15 protein-coding genes are annotated in these 14,100 nt (G+C 60.1%); 10 read left to right on the top strand and 5 right to left on the bottom strand.

The window, feature by feature from the left end:
• Positions 1 to 112: 112 nt before the first annotated feature.
• Both J2X38_RS22920 and J2X38_RS22915 read right to left on the bottom strand, forming a co-directional pair.
• Positions 113 to 880: a GntR family transcriptional regulator gene (locus tag J2X38_RS22920; protein WP_052208979.1), complete on the bottom strand. Its 768-nt coding sequence runs from the start codon at positions 878 to 880 to the stop codon at positions 113 to 115.
• 116 nt (positions 881 to 996) lie between these two features.
• A complete protein-coding gene (locus J2X38_RS22915; protein ID WP_081997367.1) occupies positions 997 to 1,869 on the bottom strand; it encodes a protein phosphatase 2C domain-containing protein in 873 nt (290 codons plus the stop codon).
• Positions 1,870 to 1,991: 122 nt separating this feature from the next.
• Between J2X38_RS22915 and J2X38_RS22910 the strand changes: the two genes are divergently transcribed.
• On the top strand, positions 1,992 to 3,089 hold the full coding sequence (locus tag J2X38_RS22910; RefSeq protein WP_039575593.1) for an anhydro-N-acetylmuramic acid kinase: 1,098 nt from the start codon (positions 1,992 to 1,994) through the stop codon (positions 3,087 to 3,089).
• On the opposite strand, the gene gph is transcribed toward J2X38_RS22910, so the two are convergent.
• Positions 3,068 to 3,808 carry a phosphoglycolate phosphatase gene (gene gph, locus J2X38_RS22905; protein ID WP_167702733.1) on the bottom strand — a complete coding sequence of 247 codons (741 nt, stop codon included), beginning with the start codon at positions 3,806 to 3,808 and terminating at the stop codon, positions 3,068 to 3,070. The genes J2X38_RS22910 and gph overlap by 22 nt on opposite strands.
• A gap of 230 nt (positions 3,809 to 4,038) precedes the next feature.
• Here gph and J2X38_RS22900 point away from each other — a divergent pair, with 230 nt between their 5' ends.
• Both J2X38_RS22900 and J2X38_RS22895 read left to right on the top strand, forming a co-directional pair.
• Positions 4,039 to 4,275 (top strand): hypothetical protein, encoded by a 237-nt coding sequence (locus tag J2X38_RS22900; protein ID WP_148309128.1) that lies wholly within the window; start codon positions 4,039 to 4,041, stop codon positions 4,273 to 4,275.
• Positions 4,272 to 5,735 carry a ThiF family adenylyltransferase gene (locus J2X38_RS22895; RefSeq protein WP_081997368.1) on the top strand — a complete coding sequence of 488 codons (1,464 nt, stop codon included), beginning with the start codon at positions 4,272 to 4,274 and terminating at the stop codon, positions 5,733 to 5,735. Before J2X38_RS22900 ends, J2X38_RS22895 begins: the two co-directional genes overlap by 4 nt.
• Here J2X38_RS22895 and J2X38_RS22890 read toward each other — a convergent pair.
• A complete protein-coding gene (locus J2X38_RS22890; RefSeq protein ID WP_039575604.1) occupies positions 5,672 to 6,736 on the bottom strand; it encodes a TIM barrel protein in 1,065 nt (354 codons plus the stop codon). The genes J2X38_RS22895 and J2X38_RS22890 overlap by 64 nt on opposite strands.
• 203 nt (positions 6,737 to 6,939) lie before the next feature.
• Between J2X38_RS22890 and J2X38_RS22885 the strand changes: the two genes are divergently transcribed.
• From J2X38_RS22885 to J2X38_RS22860, 6 genes are all read left to right on the top strand, one after another.
• Positions 6,940 to 8,142, top strand: a complete 1,203-nt coding sequence (locus J2X38_RS22885; protein ID WP_081997369.1) for an acyl-CoA dehydrogenase family protein — start codon at positions 6,940 to 6,942, stop codon at positions 8,140 to 8,142.
• Entirely contained in the window at positions 8,139 to 9,137 is a 999-nt protein-coding gene (locus tag J2X38_RS22880) for a DegT/DnrJ/EryC1/StrS family aminotransferase (protein WP_039575608.1), read from the top strand. The genes J2X38_RS22885 and J2X38_RS22880 overlap by 4 nt, the downstream gene beginning before the upstream one ends.
• Before the next feature lie 79 nt (positions 9,138 to 9,216).
• The gene (locus tag J2X38_RS22875) at positions 9,217 to 10,206 is read left to right on the top strand and encodes a radical SAM/SPASM domain-containing protein (protein ID WP_081997370.1); all 990 of its coding nucleotides are present in this window, start codon (positions 9,217 to 9,219) and stop codon (positions 10,204 to 10,206) included.
• A gap of 12 nt (positions 10,207 to 10,218) precedes the next feature.
• Entirely contained in the window at positions 10,219 to 11,352 is a 1,134-nt protein-coding gene (locus tag J2X38_RS22870) for an anhydro-N-acetylmuramic acid kinase (RefSeq protein WP_039575612.1), read from the top strand.
• Entirely contained in the window at positions 11,349 to 11,783 is a 435-nt protein-coding gene (locus J2X38_RS22865) for a SufE family protein (RefSeq protein ID WP_052208308.1), read from the top strand. Before J2X38_RS22870 ends, J2X38_RS22865 begins: the two co-directional genes overlap by 4 nt.
• Positions 11,780 to 12,589 (top strand): HesA/MoeB/ThiF family protein, encoded by an 810-nt coding sequence (locus J2X38_RS22860; RefSeq protein ID WP_039575614.1) that lies wholly within the window; start codon positions 11,780 to 11,782, stop codon positions 12,587 to 12,589. Before J2X38_RS22865 ends, J2X38_RS22860 begins: the two co-directional genes overlap by 4 nt.
• Here J2X38_RS22860 and J2X38_RS22855 read toward each other — a convergent pair.
• Complete coding sequence (locus tag J2X38_RS22855) at positions 12,541 to 12,792, bottom strand: MoaD/ThiS family protein (RefSeq protein WP_081997372.1); 252 nt, start codon at positions 12,790 to 12,792, stop codon at positions 12,541 to 12,543. The two genes, J2X38_RS22860 and J2X38_RS22855, sit on opposite strands and share 49 nt — an antisense overlap.
• Positions 12,793 to 12,903: 111 nt before the next feature.
• On the opposite strand from J2X38_RS22855, the gene J2X38_RS22850 reads away from it, so the two are divergent.
• Positions 12,904 to 14,094 (top strand): CaiB/BaiF CoA-transferase family protein, encoded by a 1,191-nt coding sequence (locus J2X38_RS22850; RefSeq protein WP_039575616.1) that lies wholly within the window; start codon positions 12,904 to 12,906, stop codon positions 14,092 to 14,094.
• Positions 14,095 to 14,100: the final 6 nt, after the last annotated feature.

The raw sequence follows: 14,100 nt of genomic DNA, 5'->3' as shown, positions 1-14,100 counted from the left end.
TTGATCACCTATCCAGGCCGCCGCCTGCCTGTTGCCCCCAATGCGGTCACCGCCTCCGTGAAGAGACAATCAAACTTCTGCCAAAGTAGTGCTAGACGGCCCTGTCAGTGCTTCACGAAAGTCCAGTAGAGTCGCGTCGCGATTTCGGCGCAGCGTTTGCGGCGATATCGGTGACAAATTCATATCGATCGCCGCGATATGCAGACCTCGTGAATTCGACGGGCGTCCCTTTCGCATCACGGGTCAGGCGCTCGATGCGCAATATTTCCGAACTCTGCGCAATCGAAAGCATTCCAGCTTCGGTTGGCGTCGCTAGAGCGGCGCAGATACGTTGTGTTCCGGACACAGGAAAAACCCCCGAGGCCTCAAGCGCTGCGTAGAGCGAGTCGCCGACGGCGTCCAAATTCGGAAGAAACTCCGCGGGGACGACGGCATGCTCTATTGCCAGTGGTTCGCCGTTCGCAAGACGCACACGCGCGAGCCTAGCCACCTTGGTGGCGATCGGAATCTCGAGAGCGACCGCCTCCTCGTCGGTGGCGCTGGCGTAAGCGCGCATCATCCACACAACGCCGGGATTATCGCCCCTCGACCGCGCATCCTCGGAAAAGCTCGTCAGCGTTGCGCCGCGTGCCAGGATGCGTTCGGTGACATATGTCCCCGAACCGTGCCGGCGAAAAAGCAATCCTTCCTCTATGAGCTTCTGGATGCCCTTCCGGATCGTGACCCGGGACATGCCCATTCGTTCCGATAATTCGCGTTCGGATGGAAGTGGTTCGCCCGGTTCCACCCCTCCGCTTTCGATATGCTCGCGAAGATTGCGCGCCAACTGAAGATAGAGCGGTGCATTGCTCTCCTTCAACCCGGCAAGCTTGTCTCGCATTTCCAGTCCTTTCCTGTTCATTGTCAAGGAAGCAGGCGATGAGAGAATCGCTCGCATTTTTCCGTTGCTGCTGGCCCTAACGATGAACACTCATTAGCATTTTTGGGTCGTTCGCTTCAACCATTTGGCACGCTATTGGTATACATGTCGATCCGCATGAAGCTCGCGTCGTCGGAGATTTTCGCGCGCGGATGATTGCGAAGCGACCCATCGACTTGCTCGAGCGTGCGAAGTTGGGAATAGTATTCCTCGAATTCTTCGCGACTGTTGATCGAAAGCAGATCGGACACCCCCAGTCGGCCAAACATATCGGTGAGGCGTAGAAAGCCATCGCTCGCTAAGGCGATCGCCCAGTCGTCGACGGGCAATTCGGCGCGATCGGCGCGCTCGATTGCCTCCATTTGGAGACCAAGCACCCAATAGCCGCCATCGACATTCATAAAAGCTCGATTTCGGACAAGTTGCGGCCGCAACTCCTGAAAAAGCTCGGCCGTGGAGATTCCTGGGTGCTCGGCGACGATCGATCGAGCCAGCGCTATGGTGCGCTGCTCGAAAGGCCCGATATTGCCGCCGTCTCCATGTTCGGCGAATGCTTCGCCGCCAAGGGGCCGGTAAGCAATCCGACAGTCTCCGAGCGTTGCCAGTTCAACTTTTTCGGGCAGGGCGCGGACAAAAGCTATCGCCGCGCAGGGCAATTCATGGCGCCCCGCGGGCGGGCGCCGCGCGAGCGTTGAATAGTCCAACCGGCAGCGGTCGACCACGGTGCCGAACAAATCCTCGAAGGGCATTGTTGGTTCGCTAGCCAGAAGATCGCGCAGCTCCGCATCGACCCGCTGCGCGAACCACTGCGCATCGCTGACTGCTGAGACGACGTTCTCACCAGCGCCAGAGGCTCCATCGATGACCCAAGCCGCGGCGTCCGTATATCCCACCAAATCCTCATTTGCCGTTGCTCCGGATCGGGTTTCCGCCAAACGGACGTTGAACATCTCGGCTCCACTAAATAGACGTGCGGTCGGCCTCGTGCGCGCTGGCCGATATCGTAGCTTGATGATGTGGTATCATAGTGGTAGCAAGCGTGCAACGTCGACTACGGTTAGGGGAGCGAGAGATGCGCATTCTTGGTTTCATGAGCGGGACGTCGCTTGATGGCGTCGATGCGGCCATTTTGAGCTCCGATGGCGAAGAGATTCACGACTTTGGTCCGACGCACCTCACCTCCTTTTCGACTGAAGAGCGCGCCATCGTCAAAGAAGCCACCGAGCAGTTTGTAGCGACCGGCACGGCCGAATCGAAACTTTTGGAGGAGGCCGACGATATCATCGTCGATGCGCACGTTCGCTGTGCGCGTGAACTTCTCTCCAAATCCGGAGCCGGTACGATCGAATTAATCGGTTATCATGGTCAAACTGTCCTGCACCGGCCCGATCGCGGATTGACGATCCAGATTGGCGACCCGAAAAAAATTGCCAATACGCTCGGCGTCGACGTTGTCGCGGACGTTCGCCAAGCCGATATGGCCGTCGGCGGAGAGGGCGCGCCTCTTGTCCCCATCTATCACGCCGCTCTTGCCCAGAAGATCGGCAAGTCGGGCCCGATCGCCTTTCTCAACGTGGGCGGCGTCGCGAATTTCACATTCATCGGCAGCGATAAAGAAATCATCGCACTTGATACCGGGCCGGGCAATGGGATGCTCGATCTTACCGTCCAAAAACGAGGTCTTGGGCGATATGATGATGGCGGAGCGCTGGCCGCGAGCGGAGAGATCAATCAGACTGTGCTGAGCCATTTACTGGCGCATCCCTATTTCGAACGTGAAGGGCCGAAGTCGTTGGATCGCTATGACTTTCCACTCGATATTGTGAATGATCTCTCGGCTGCCGACGCAGCGGCGACGTTGGTCGCGTTCACCGCCCGGTCCGTGGCGCTGGGCGCACAGCAGCTTCCCGAGCGACCGGCACTTTGGATCATTTGTGGCGGCGGGCGACATAATCCCGTTATAATGGAGGCCTTGCGAGAGGTCCTCGGCGACTGCGAAAGCGCGGACGATTTCGGGCTGCGCGGAGACTTCATCGAAGCCGAAGCCATCGGATTCATCGCGGCGCGCTCGGTTCGGGGGTTGCCAGTGACCTTCCCAAAAACGACGGGCGCGCCAAGGCCGACTGCGGCCGGAAAGCTATACAAGGCTCAGACGGCGACAGTCGCCTGACCAGGGCCGAGGTCGAAACTTGCGCGCTGTGCATTCGACCTGGCGGGTGCAATGATAGACCGCACGGCGCTGGGGAGCATGTCGAAATGATCGATGTGCAAATCCGCACCAAGCTGGCTGGCGCACACGTCGGAAAATCCGAAGCCTACCGCAATCGACGGCATCGCAGCCGCTCTCGCTGTCTCGACGTCGACCGCCGAATCTCCAACATAAATGGCCTTGGCCCCTTTCGCCTGCGTAATCGCGGTGAGCAACGGGCGCGGATCGGGTTTTCGGACAGGCAATGTGTCGCCGCCGATAATTGCGTCGAACATACCGGCCCAGCCGAGCGCTTCGACCAGATGATTGGCAAGTTCCTCAGGCTTGTTGGTGCAAATCGCGAGCCTGAAGCCTTCGATTCGCAATTCTTCGAGCGCGAGTTCCAGCCCCGGATAGGGCGCCGAAAAGGTACAAATATTGTCGGCATAATGTTCCAGGAACACCGGAATGGCTCGTGTGATCAGTTCTTCCGGTGCATCTCCGCTAAGCGTGAGTCCTGCGGACAGCAACGCGCGCGCGCCGTGGCCGGCAAGGGACCGAACGAGCATCGGCTCGACGACCGGCCGGCCGAGGACTTCCAGCGAATGATTGAGCGCAGCGATGAGATCGGGGGCCGTGTCGACAAGCGTCCCGTCGAGGTCAAATACCACTGTGTCGATTTTCGCGCCCCGCATCGCCATTCTGATGCCCGGCCCGGGACCGCAACACAAGGGCCAATTATGCGATCCGCCTTCCGTTCCGGCCATTCTGGCGCATCTAATGGATCTTGCGGCGTGACCATCGTGGTTCGGTCGCCGTCGCTGCATTTCCGACGGATTGCGCCGCTGCTAAAATTGGTTACAATCTGGTATTAGGTCAATCCGGGACGTGCGAAAGCAGTCGAATGGACCGACGGAACGGAGGATTCTGCATGCCGTCTGAAAAAACGTATCGAATCCATATTAACAATCACCCTCACGAGATCGGCCCCGCACCCCTACCCGCCGCGCAGGTCGCCAGGATGGCCGGGGTCCCGCTGGATAACGTCGTCATCGAACTCGAGACGCCAGCCGGACTGAAAGAAGTCGCCCTCGAAGAGACATTGGCCGCAGCTGATGGACTGAGTTTTCTTGTGACGCGCCAATTCATCATGGGCGGCGCCGCATGATACATGCGAACGGACGCGCGCTGCTCCGCCTAGCGCAACCCGAACTCGCAAGGTTGATCGCGACCGTTCTCGATGCACCCGACCCCTTGGAAGGCGGCGCATTCGCCTTGTTCGGTATGCGCGATACCGCGGCGTCCACTGTTTTCACCCTCGCCGAATTAATCGCTCCAGAGGTCGGCGAGATCGGCTGGGGGGACGGCAATGTTCGGATCAATCATCCCTACTTGCGGCGAGTCGCGAAGCTGGCGCAATCCGGACAACTCGCGGTCGGATTCATCCATTCCCATCCGCGAGGTCTGCCGCCTCGGCCGAGCAAGGTCGATGAAGAGATGGACGCCTACTTGGCGGACTATCTGGGGAGTCTTCTTACTGGTCGCCCCTTCGTCAGCTTGATCCTTTCGTACGACGGAAGCGATATTGCTGTTGGCGGTAGGGCTCTAATCGATGGAGAATGGCGCGCGATAGATCGCGTTGCGGCCGAGCGGATGCCCCAAGTCGTCGCATGGCCGGGCGGCGAGCGGCCAGCCCCACCACCGCAGCCACCGGAAAGCGTGGCGCGGATGACGAGTGCGTTCGGACTGGAAGCTTATCAGCGCCTCGCCCGTGCTACCGTCGCACTCATCGGCGCTGGCGGCACAGGCTCTGCGGCGATACCAATTCTGGCCCGCGCCGGCGTCGGCCGTCTGATTGTCATAGATGGCGATCATGTCACCATTTCTAATCTTGAACGCTTGCACGGCAGCCGTCCCTCCGACGTTGAGGCGGCCACCCCGAAAGCCCTTGTCGCCAAACGCTCAGTTGCTGAATTCGCACCGCATTGTGAGGTCCGTGCCGTGGTCGGCCGCCTCCCTCAGCGCGAGATCGTCGACCTGGTCGTTGAGGCTGACCTTCTGATGGGCTGCACTGATCAACATTCGAGCCGAATGGCCGTTGCGGACATCGCTTCCCGCTATCTTGTACCGGCGATTGACTGCGGCGGGCTGATCGAGGGAGCCGACGGCGTCGTAACTGGCCAACTGGTGCAGATTGTCCGCTTCTTGGCCGCGGACCCTTGTCCGGTTTGCCGAGGGATGATTTCCCCGCTGCGCGTCGAGCAGGAATTGCTTCCAACTGGCGCGCGTCTCGACGCCGCGACTCAGGTTGCAAAGGCGGCCGCGGCGGGCGTGCGGCACGACCCAATCCTGTCAGCAATTCCCCAGATCGACACTGTCGGCTACATCACGACGACCGCCGGAACTCTCGCCGCCGGATTTGCAATCGGATGGCTGACGGGCCGTTTCGACCCTAAGTTTCAGCGGCTGCAGCTCGACCTAGTCAGCCGCAATCTCGGCGCGGTGGACCGGCCGCAGACGGCAAATCCCGACTGCTATTGCACCCTGTCATATGGCCATGCGGATCAGAGCGATACGGCGGCGCCCATCTCTGCGCCCGCACATTGGCCGCCAGTCCGCTTCCTGTAGATTTCCCGAAGCGCCCCCAATGATCGGCGCTGGGCGCCGTTTTCGATATGGCTTTCTCCCACCGCCGGATCGACCTCCAGCACGATAGTTCCCGTACGGCCAAAGCGGTCCGGGAGCCTCTCGAAGGGCAGCGAGCCCGAACCGACCTCGAGCCCCTCGCTGACTATCGATCGCGTCAACACCGCTTCGTCGAGCGCATCCTTTGCGATCTGGTCGCGGTCGAGCAGGATCGCGTCCGAAGCATGCAGATATGGCATGTCACTGTCCACGAAATCGAAGGGGTGGAGCCACTCGACCTCCTGAAGGTCTTCCTCGCTGATCCACGCGAACCTAGGGTCATCCCGAAGCGAGGAATAGGCCACCCTCTTTCGGTTGAATAGGTTCGAAGACAGCGCGGCGTGCGCGACGTCGACGAACGGTTCCACATTGTCGAGACCCTCCTGCCGCACGAAGTCGCGGAAGCGAGCGATCTCCCAAGGGAAAAAATGGTCCAGGGGACCAGAGAGATAGTTCCTGCCATCGCGCGGCAGCAATGAATAGTGGCCGACATTCTCGACAAGTAGACGCTTGCCGCTTGCAGCGTCGGCCAGATCCCTGATGACCTCGTTGAAGGCTATTTCGGCGGAGGCCTTGTCGACGGCTCGCGGCGCGCCCTCGCCGAATACCAGCCCCCAATAGCGATGGAGGACGATCGCATCCGCACCAACCCGGTCGGCGAACTCGATGCTCCGTAGGCACTGGTCGGCGTCGAAGTCCCGCGAGGTCACCACGGCGACGGATTGCAGCGGGACGTGGACAACGAGTCCATTCACCGAATGGTCTGCTTTGAACCGCTCCACATTCGCGATCGCGGTCTTGAAGCTGTCACGCGAGTCGATGTCGCGCGCGCCGAACGTATGCAGCTCGAGATTCACGGGCAATCCAAGCTCGGTCATGGCTCGACCGCGAGCGCCGAGCTGCTCTTTGTCGATGGCCGCGGCTTTCAGGGAAAAATCGACCATTTGAAAATCCTTCCGCTACCCGCAAGCACCCGGATGAGAAGCCCTTGTCGCGGGATTCGCGAGCGTCAGCTGCAGTTGCGCCGCTTGACTCGAAAGAACAATACCACTTATAGACCGGGTAACAAGTTGTATCAAATGTGGTAACTAACCTGGGGTTAGCCTAGCATTGTGACGCGACGCGCACAAATCGGCGGAGGACATGGATGCCCATGACTTGTCGAGACCGCGAAAGCGGTACAAACAAAGGGTCCGCTTCGGAATTTATTTCCAGCGCGCCTTCGCCGTTTTGCGAGATCGTCGCCGCACACGCCGCCGAAGGCGATGCACTGTGCCGCATCAGTCCGGTCATTCTCGATGCGATGCGGAGCGAGGGCTTGTTTCGCACCCTGCAGCCGCGGCGCTTTGGCGGCGGCGAAGCTGACATCGCAGCATTTTTCGACAAGCAAATCGAGATCTCGGCGACCGACATGTCAACCGGCTGGCTCGCCGGCGTGATGGGCGTCCTCGCTTTCCATCTCGCGCTCTTCCCAGCAAAGGCGCAAACGGATGTCTGGGATGCGAACCCGGGCGCCCTCATGGCGTGCAGCTACATGCAGACCGGAAAAGCAATATTGACCAGCGACGGTTACGAGCTGAGCGGCAGATGGCGATTCGCGAGCGGCGCCGACTATGCAGACTGGTTCCTGCTCGGCGCCCGCCTTGAGCGGGCGGGCGAGATTGAGCCCGTCATCTTCCTCGTGCCGCGGCACGATGTCGAGATCCTGCAGACATGGCGCGCGACCGGATTGCGCGGAACCGGTAGTCAGGACTTGTCAATCGAACGCTGCTTCGTCCCAACCCATCGCATCCACGGCATAAGAGAGCGCTTCCTTGGAATGAGCCCCGGGCTCGAGGTCAATCGAGCGCCGCTCTATCGCATCCCTCTTCCGCAACTGCTTTTCCGCGTGGTGTCGGTCCCGGCGATCGGAGCGCTACGCAGCGGCCTCGCGGCTCTTATCGACCATAATTCGCTACGCACGGACATTACCGGGCAACGCGTCGCCGGGAATCCTGAAGTGCGCCTAACGGTCGGCGAAGTCGCAACGGACATCGAAGAAATGCTGGGCATATTGCGTGACGGCATCCGCCAACTGTCGGCGGCCGCGTCGGAGGGCCGAAACCTCCCGCTCCAAACCCGCATGATATTGCGGCTGCAGGCGTCGCGCACCGCCGAACGCTGCTGTCGACTCATGCACCGGATTTTTGTCGCGGCGGGTGCGAGCGGTCTGACCTCCGATGCGCCGTTCGGCCGCCTGCTTGCCGACATCCAAGCGTCTCGGCAGCACGCCGCCAATCAGTTCCAGCCGTTCGGGCAGTCGCTCGGAGCGAGCCTGCTGGGCATGGAAGCGGAGGACAGTCTACTATGAGTGGCGATATCGCACACCCGTCGCCCCTTCCGTTTAGCGTCGCTTTCGATCCGCGAGACGAGGATGAGGTGATCCGTCGCTGGCGCGGCTTGTTGCGTGGAAATCACTGGAGCCATGGCGCCGAACTTGAAGAGTTCGAGGCGACCTGGAAAGCGTGGAACGAACTGCCAGCGATTGGGTTCGACAACTGGGCCGGCGCCGCGGCCGCCATTCTCGATTTCTTCCAGGTGGCCGGCAAGACCGTCCTGTGTCCTTCCAACACATTTCTTGCGACCCCGCGATCGGCGCTGCGTGCCGGGGCAAGTGTCGAATTCTACGACTGCAATCGCGAAGACTTGTGCGGTTCGTACACGGACTTCGTCGAGAAGGCTGAGCGGCATAAGCCGGCGCTCGCTTACATCGTACACATCGGCGGGCACATCGCATTCGATATTCACCGTATCGCCGAATATTGCCGGGCCAATCAAATCGCGCTCATCGAGGATTGCGCCCATGCGGTCGGAGCCGAGTGGAACGGCGTGAAGCCGGGCGCATTCGGGGATGCCGGCATCTTCTCGCTCTATGCGACGAAGACCATCTCGACCGGAGAAGGCGGCGTCGCGGTCACAGCCAATCCCGATCTCGAGCGGCACGTGCGATCCTTCCGCGATTACGGGCGCGGTTCGCGATATAAAATTCAAGGAATGAACCACAGGCTCGATGAATTTCGGGCCGCACTCGGTGTCGTGCAGATGCGCAGGATGCCCGAAATCGTCAGCTGGAAACAACGATACGCGCGCGAGGTCCTGGACTTGCGCTATCCAAATCGCGTGCAGATGCCCAATGGTATGGAAAGCGGATACTATAAGTATATCGTATTTGACGAGATACCACAGACAACGGGTCGGGTATATGAGTTGCCATGCCATGAAATATTTGATTCTTCGATCAGTCTTCCTAACACTGAATGGGCTACTAATAATCATTGGTGCGTTCCAATATACTATCCGAAATAGTTTATATTCATCAAAATATTTCAAAGTCCCTAGTTAGAAAACGCCAATGCATATTATATAAATAACGAGGAGAAATGCCATGCGTGACGTTCTGGATATCAGAAGTACGACGAACATGGTGCATCCGATCTGGCTTTGGATCGATCCAACCAGCCGGTGCAACCTCGCCTGCCGCCTTTGCTATACAAAGTTCAGTCATGGCAAACTCGATCTCGAGCCGTCGCAACTCGAGGAGACGCTTGGGCGGCTCGCCGCGTCAGATACGCTTGAGGTCAAGGGAATCCATCTCAACTGGCGCGGCGAGCCCTTGATGAATCCGCGTTTCAACGAGCTCCTCGCGATAACCCGTCGGCTGCTTCCTGACGCGCCACTCCAGTGGCACACCAACGGCACGATGCTCACTGCCAAGCGCGTGAAGGAGATTCTGGCGGTCCCTTACACGCACAAAATTTTCGTCTCGCTTGATGGTGGCAATGCCCGCTCGCACGATCTGAACCGGGGGCAAGGCAATTTCCACAAGACAATGGGCGGGCTCCGACGGTTGCTCGACATGCGCGGCGACGATCGCCGTTTTGCGACCATCGGCGTGTATCAGATCGATCTCAACCAAACCGAGGAAGCCTATGACCCCGAGTTTGTCGAACTGCTCGGCCGCGTCGACGACTATGTGAAGGTTACCCCCCTCCTTCCGGGCGGGGCGCACAGCAATGTGACTGAAATCGGCGACCTCGAAAGCGACAAGACCCTCTACGACCGGATGTTGCAGGACATCAACCCGAACCTACCCGTCCCCGGAGGGTCCTGTTTCTGGGCCGGCCATACCCTTTGCCTGGCACCCGACGGCAAGGTCTCGGTTTGTGTCATCAGTCACGGCAGGGCGGGCGTCGTCGGCAATCTCTTCGACGAGACGCCCGAGGCCGTGGTCGACCGCGCGGTGGCATTTCGCCGCATGCTCGAATCCGCGGGGCGCGCATGCGTTGGCCATTGCTCGACCTGTCGCAAGCCGGAAGGCGACGTGCTTCCGAAGCACAAACAGCGCGGACAATCGAAGCTGACGGAAATCGCCTGAGGAGTTGATCGTATGAACAGAAGCGACTGGGCAGTCGGATTGATGACCGGGACGATCATTGACGGCTTCATCGACATTGCGGCGGTTCGAACCGACGGGCGCGACATTGCGGAATTTGGCCCCTGGTCGCTCTCTCCTTATCCCGACTCTCTGCAGGAGTTGATAGCGAAGGCATTCGATGCTGCTCTCGCATGGCGCTTCGACGGAGCCGAACCCGGGATATTCGCAGAGGCGGAAGAGGCGCTGACACTGGCGCAAGCCGATGCTGTGGTGCGTTTTCTCGATGAGCACGGCATCGCGCGGAACTCCGTGCGGGTGATCGGCTTCCACGGCCAGACGGTGCTGCACCAGGCGCCAGACAACGGCCGGAAGGGAAATACCCGCCAACTTGGGAATGGCCGATTGATGGCCGATCGCACCGGCATCGATGTCGTCTATGATTTCAGGACCGACGACATTCGCTCTGGAGGACATGGCGCGCCCATATCTGTTTCCTATCATCACGCGCTCCTGAAGCACTTGGGGGCGGGCTCGGACACGGCCATCATCAACCTCGGCGGCGTCGCCAATCTCAGCTGGGCCGGGACGGACGGCGAGGTCATCGGTTTCGACACTGGACCTGGCGTGGGGCCGATCAACGACTGGATCACCGCGCATGGCGCCGGCGAAATGGATCTGGAAGGCCGGGTTGCCGCTAGAGGCAGTGCGGATGAGGAACGGCTCCAGACGCTGCTGGCTCATCCCTTCCTTTCTGCAACTTGGCCCAAGTCGCTCGACCGGTTCGATTTCACCGGAGCGCTCGCCGACGGGCTCTCACTCGCCGACGGCGCTATGACTCTGACCGCTTTCACCGCCGGAACCGTGGGCAAGGCGCTAGACATGCTACCGGTGCGGCCCGATCGTTTGATCGTCTGCGGTGGCGGTCGGAAAAATCCGACATTGATGGCGGAGCTCGCCAGGCGCGCTGACGTCCAGGCCCTCGCCGCCGAGGCGGTCGGCTTACGCGGTGATGCGATCGAGGCCGAATGTTTTGCCTTTCTGGCGATGCGCAAGATTCACGATCTTCCGATCAGTTTTCCAGAAACGACGGGGGTGCCGAACCCAATGCCCGGCGGCCGCGTCGCCGCAGCCGAGCGCGTGTCGTGACCGAAGCCAGCGAGGACACGGCCTGCAATCCGATCGAGGCCGCCGCACGGGCGCTGACGTGCGAGTTTGCAGCGGCCGGCGACGTGTCGGGGCAAATCGCGCGCCTTATCGATATGGGGCGCGCGTTCGATGGCTTACCAGACGGCGACAAGAACGCGGTCACCCGCATTCACGGCTGTCAATCGCAGCTCTGGCTCAAGGCCCAACTCAACGGCCAGATCATGACGTTTCGCGCCGATTCCGACTCGCTGGTGATGCGCGGACTGCTTGCCGTCATCCTCCAGATTTACGAGGGGAAGCGCCCGGACCAGATCGTCCGGCACGACTCCGGGGCCGTCGATACTCTGATCCTCACACTCGCGCCCAGCCGTGCTTCGGGCCTTCGTTCGTTGAAGCAGCGGATTCGCGAATCGGCGGAGGCAGCGCTTTGAATGCGCAGCGAGAGATTGGCGAATATTATTCGCGGCAGACCGTCCTGCCGGAGATCGGGCTGCTCGGACAGCAAGTGCTCGCCCGATCGAAGGTCCTCGTCATCGGCGCCGGCGGATTGGGGTCTCCCCTCCTCATGTACCTCGCCGGCGCCGGGATAGGGACGCTGGGTATCGTGGATTTCGACGTGGTCGAACCCTCGAACCTGCACAGGCAGATCCTCCATGGCATCGACCGGCTCGATACGCTGAAGACTGCCAGCGCGATCCGGACTCTGACAAATATCAATCCGCACATCGAACTGATCCGGCACGATGAGCCGATCGGCGCAACGAATGCCGACCGTCTTGTTTCGCAATATGATCTGGTCGCCGACGGCAGCGACAATTTCGATACACGCGACGCGGTCCACGCCGCTTGCCGGCGGAGCGGCAAGACGCTCGTCAGCGCGGCAATCCAGCTGACCAGCGGAATATTGACGACCTTCAAATCGCACGAGCCGGGCGAAAACCCATGCTTCCGCTGCCTTTATCCCGACCGGCCGAACGCGGAGGTTACACCAAGCTGCTCCCTGATCGGCGTTCTCGGCCCCGCGGTGGGTGCTATGGGCTCGCTCCAGGCAATCGAGGTGATCAAGGAATTGCTCGAAATCGCGCCCAGTCTGTCGGGCACCTTGGCGATGTACGATGCCTTCGCCTGTGAGATCGAAAAAATCGAACTCCCGCGGCGAACCGGATGTCCCATCTGCGGAGAAGAAGCTTATCCCCCGGTTACCGGGGGGAACAGTCCAACAGTATCGGCCGGCTGAATCGGATGATCGCGCTCAACATAACGCCGGTTCACTGTGAAACGCAGGCTTCCTTCTGCGTTGGCGACCGCAGCGAGATCCGGATGGCGATCAGAAAGAATATCAATGAGCATGGAAATATTTCTACAACCATTTGGCAACTCAATATCCTCCGAAGACAATCCCGTCTTGGATCTAAGCCATGAAAAATAGGTGATTCTCATGTCTGGAACCCTCTGTTACGCCACAATATATCCGAACAATATGCACTTTATCATATTTTTTAAAGGATTCCATCCAATTTTTACTAAAATATTCCGATTGGAGGCGATTAAATGGCCGGTGCTTTAAGCGGACTTAAGGTTATCGATATGTCCCGCTACATCGCGGGGCCTTTTTGCGGACAACTGCTGGGGGATCTTGGCGCGGATGTGGTGAAGGTCGAGCGCATCGATGGCGGCGAGGAAGGACGGCGTGTCGGCGAGGCGATCGCGGGAGACACTTTTTTCTTTCTGTCTGCCAACCGAAACAAGCGTGGCTTCGCCGTCGATTTTCGCGACCCCGAATGTCAAGCCTTGCTTGCCGATCTCGCGGCGCAAGCCGATATCCTGGTCGAGAATTTTCGCCCGGGGACGCTGGAATCAATGGGCATGGACTGGGAAAGCCTGCATGCCCGCAATCCTCGTCTCATTCTGGTCCGGATCACCGGTTTCGGACAGGACGGACCGTTGGCGCAGCATCCATGTTTCGACGGGGCAGCGCAGGCGATCAGCGGGTTGATGTCGATGACGGGTCAACACGACGGACCGCCGACGATGTCCGGCGTGTTCGTCTGCGACTATACGACGGCACTCTACGCGACGATCGCGGCCTTGGCCGCGGTCCGCGCGCGCGACGAGACCGGTGTCGGGCAGGTGGTCGAGGCAACGCTCATGGATAGCGGCCTGGCGCTGATGACTACCGCCATTCCCGAATATCTCGTGAACGGCGAGTTGCCTCCGCGGCTCGGTAATCGCGACCGCTATCTCGCGCCCTCCCACTGTTTTCGCGGTCGTGACGGCGGCTGGGTCTATGTAGTCGCGGGCAATGATCAGCATTTTCACCGCTTCGCGGCCGCGATGGACCAACCCAACATCGCGCAAGACCCGCGCTATGCGACGTTCGTTGCCCGAAACACCAACGTGGACACGCTGGAAATCCTGATCAACGATTGGGCCGCACAGCATGATAGCGCGGATATCCTCGCCAAGCTGCACGCGGCGGACGTGCCTTGCGAGAAAGTCGCGACGATCGCCGATGTCGTCACCAATCCGCAAGTTCTTCACCGCCGACAGATCGTCGATGTGCCGCATCCAATCGCGGGATCAGTGCCCTTTCAGGCGCCCGCATTCAAAATGTGGGGCACGCCGACCGAAATCAGCCGCGGTGCGCCAGGGCTCGGCGAACATAGCGGAGACGTGCTGAAGGAATGGCTCGGCTATTCCGACGCGGACATCGACCGGCTCGAGGAGCATGGGCGGATCTGAGGGAGG

Origin of the sequence: Sphingopyxis sp. BE235, from assembly GCF_031457175.1 — a bacterium.
GTDB lineage: Bacteria > Pseudomonadota > Alphaproteobacteria > Sphingomonadales > Sphingomonadaceae > Sphingopyxis.
Note: the sequence above shows the minus strand (reverse complement) of the source record. Positions and strands in the feature narration are given on the sequence as shown.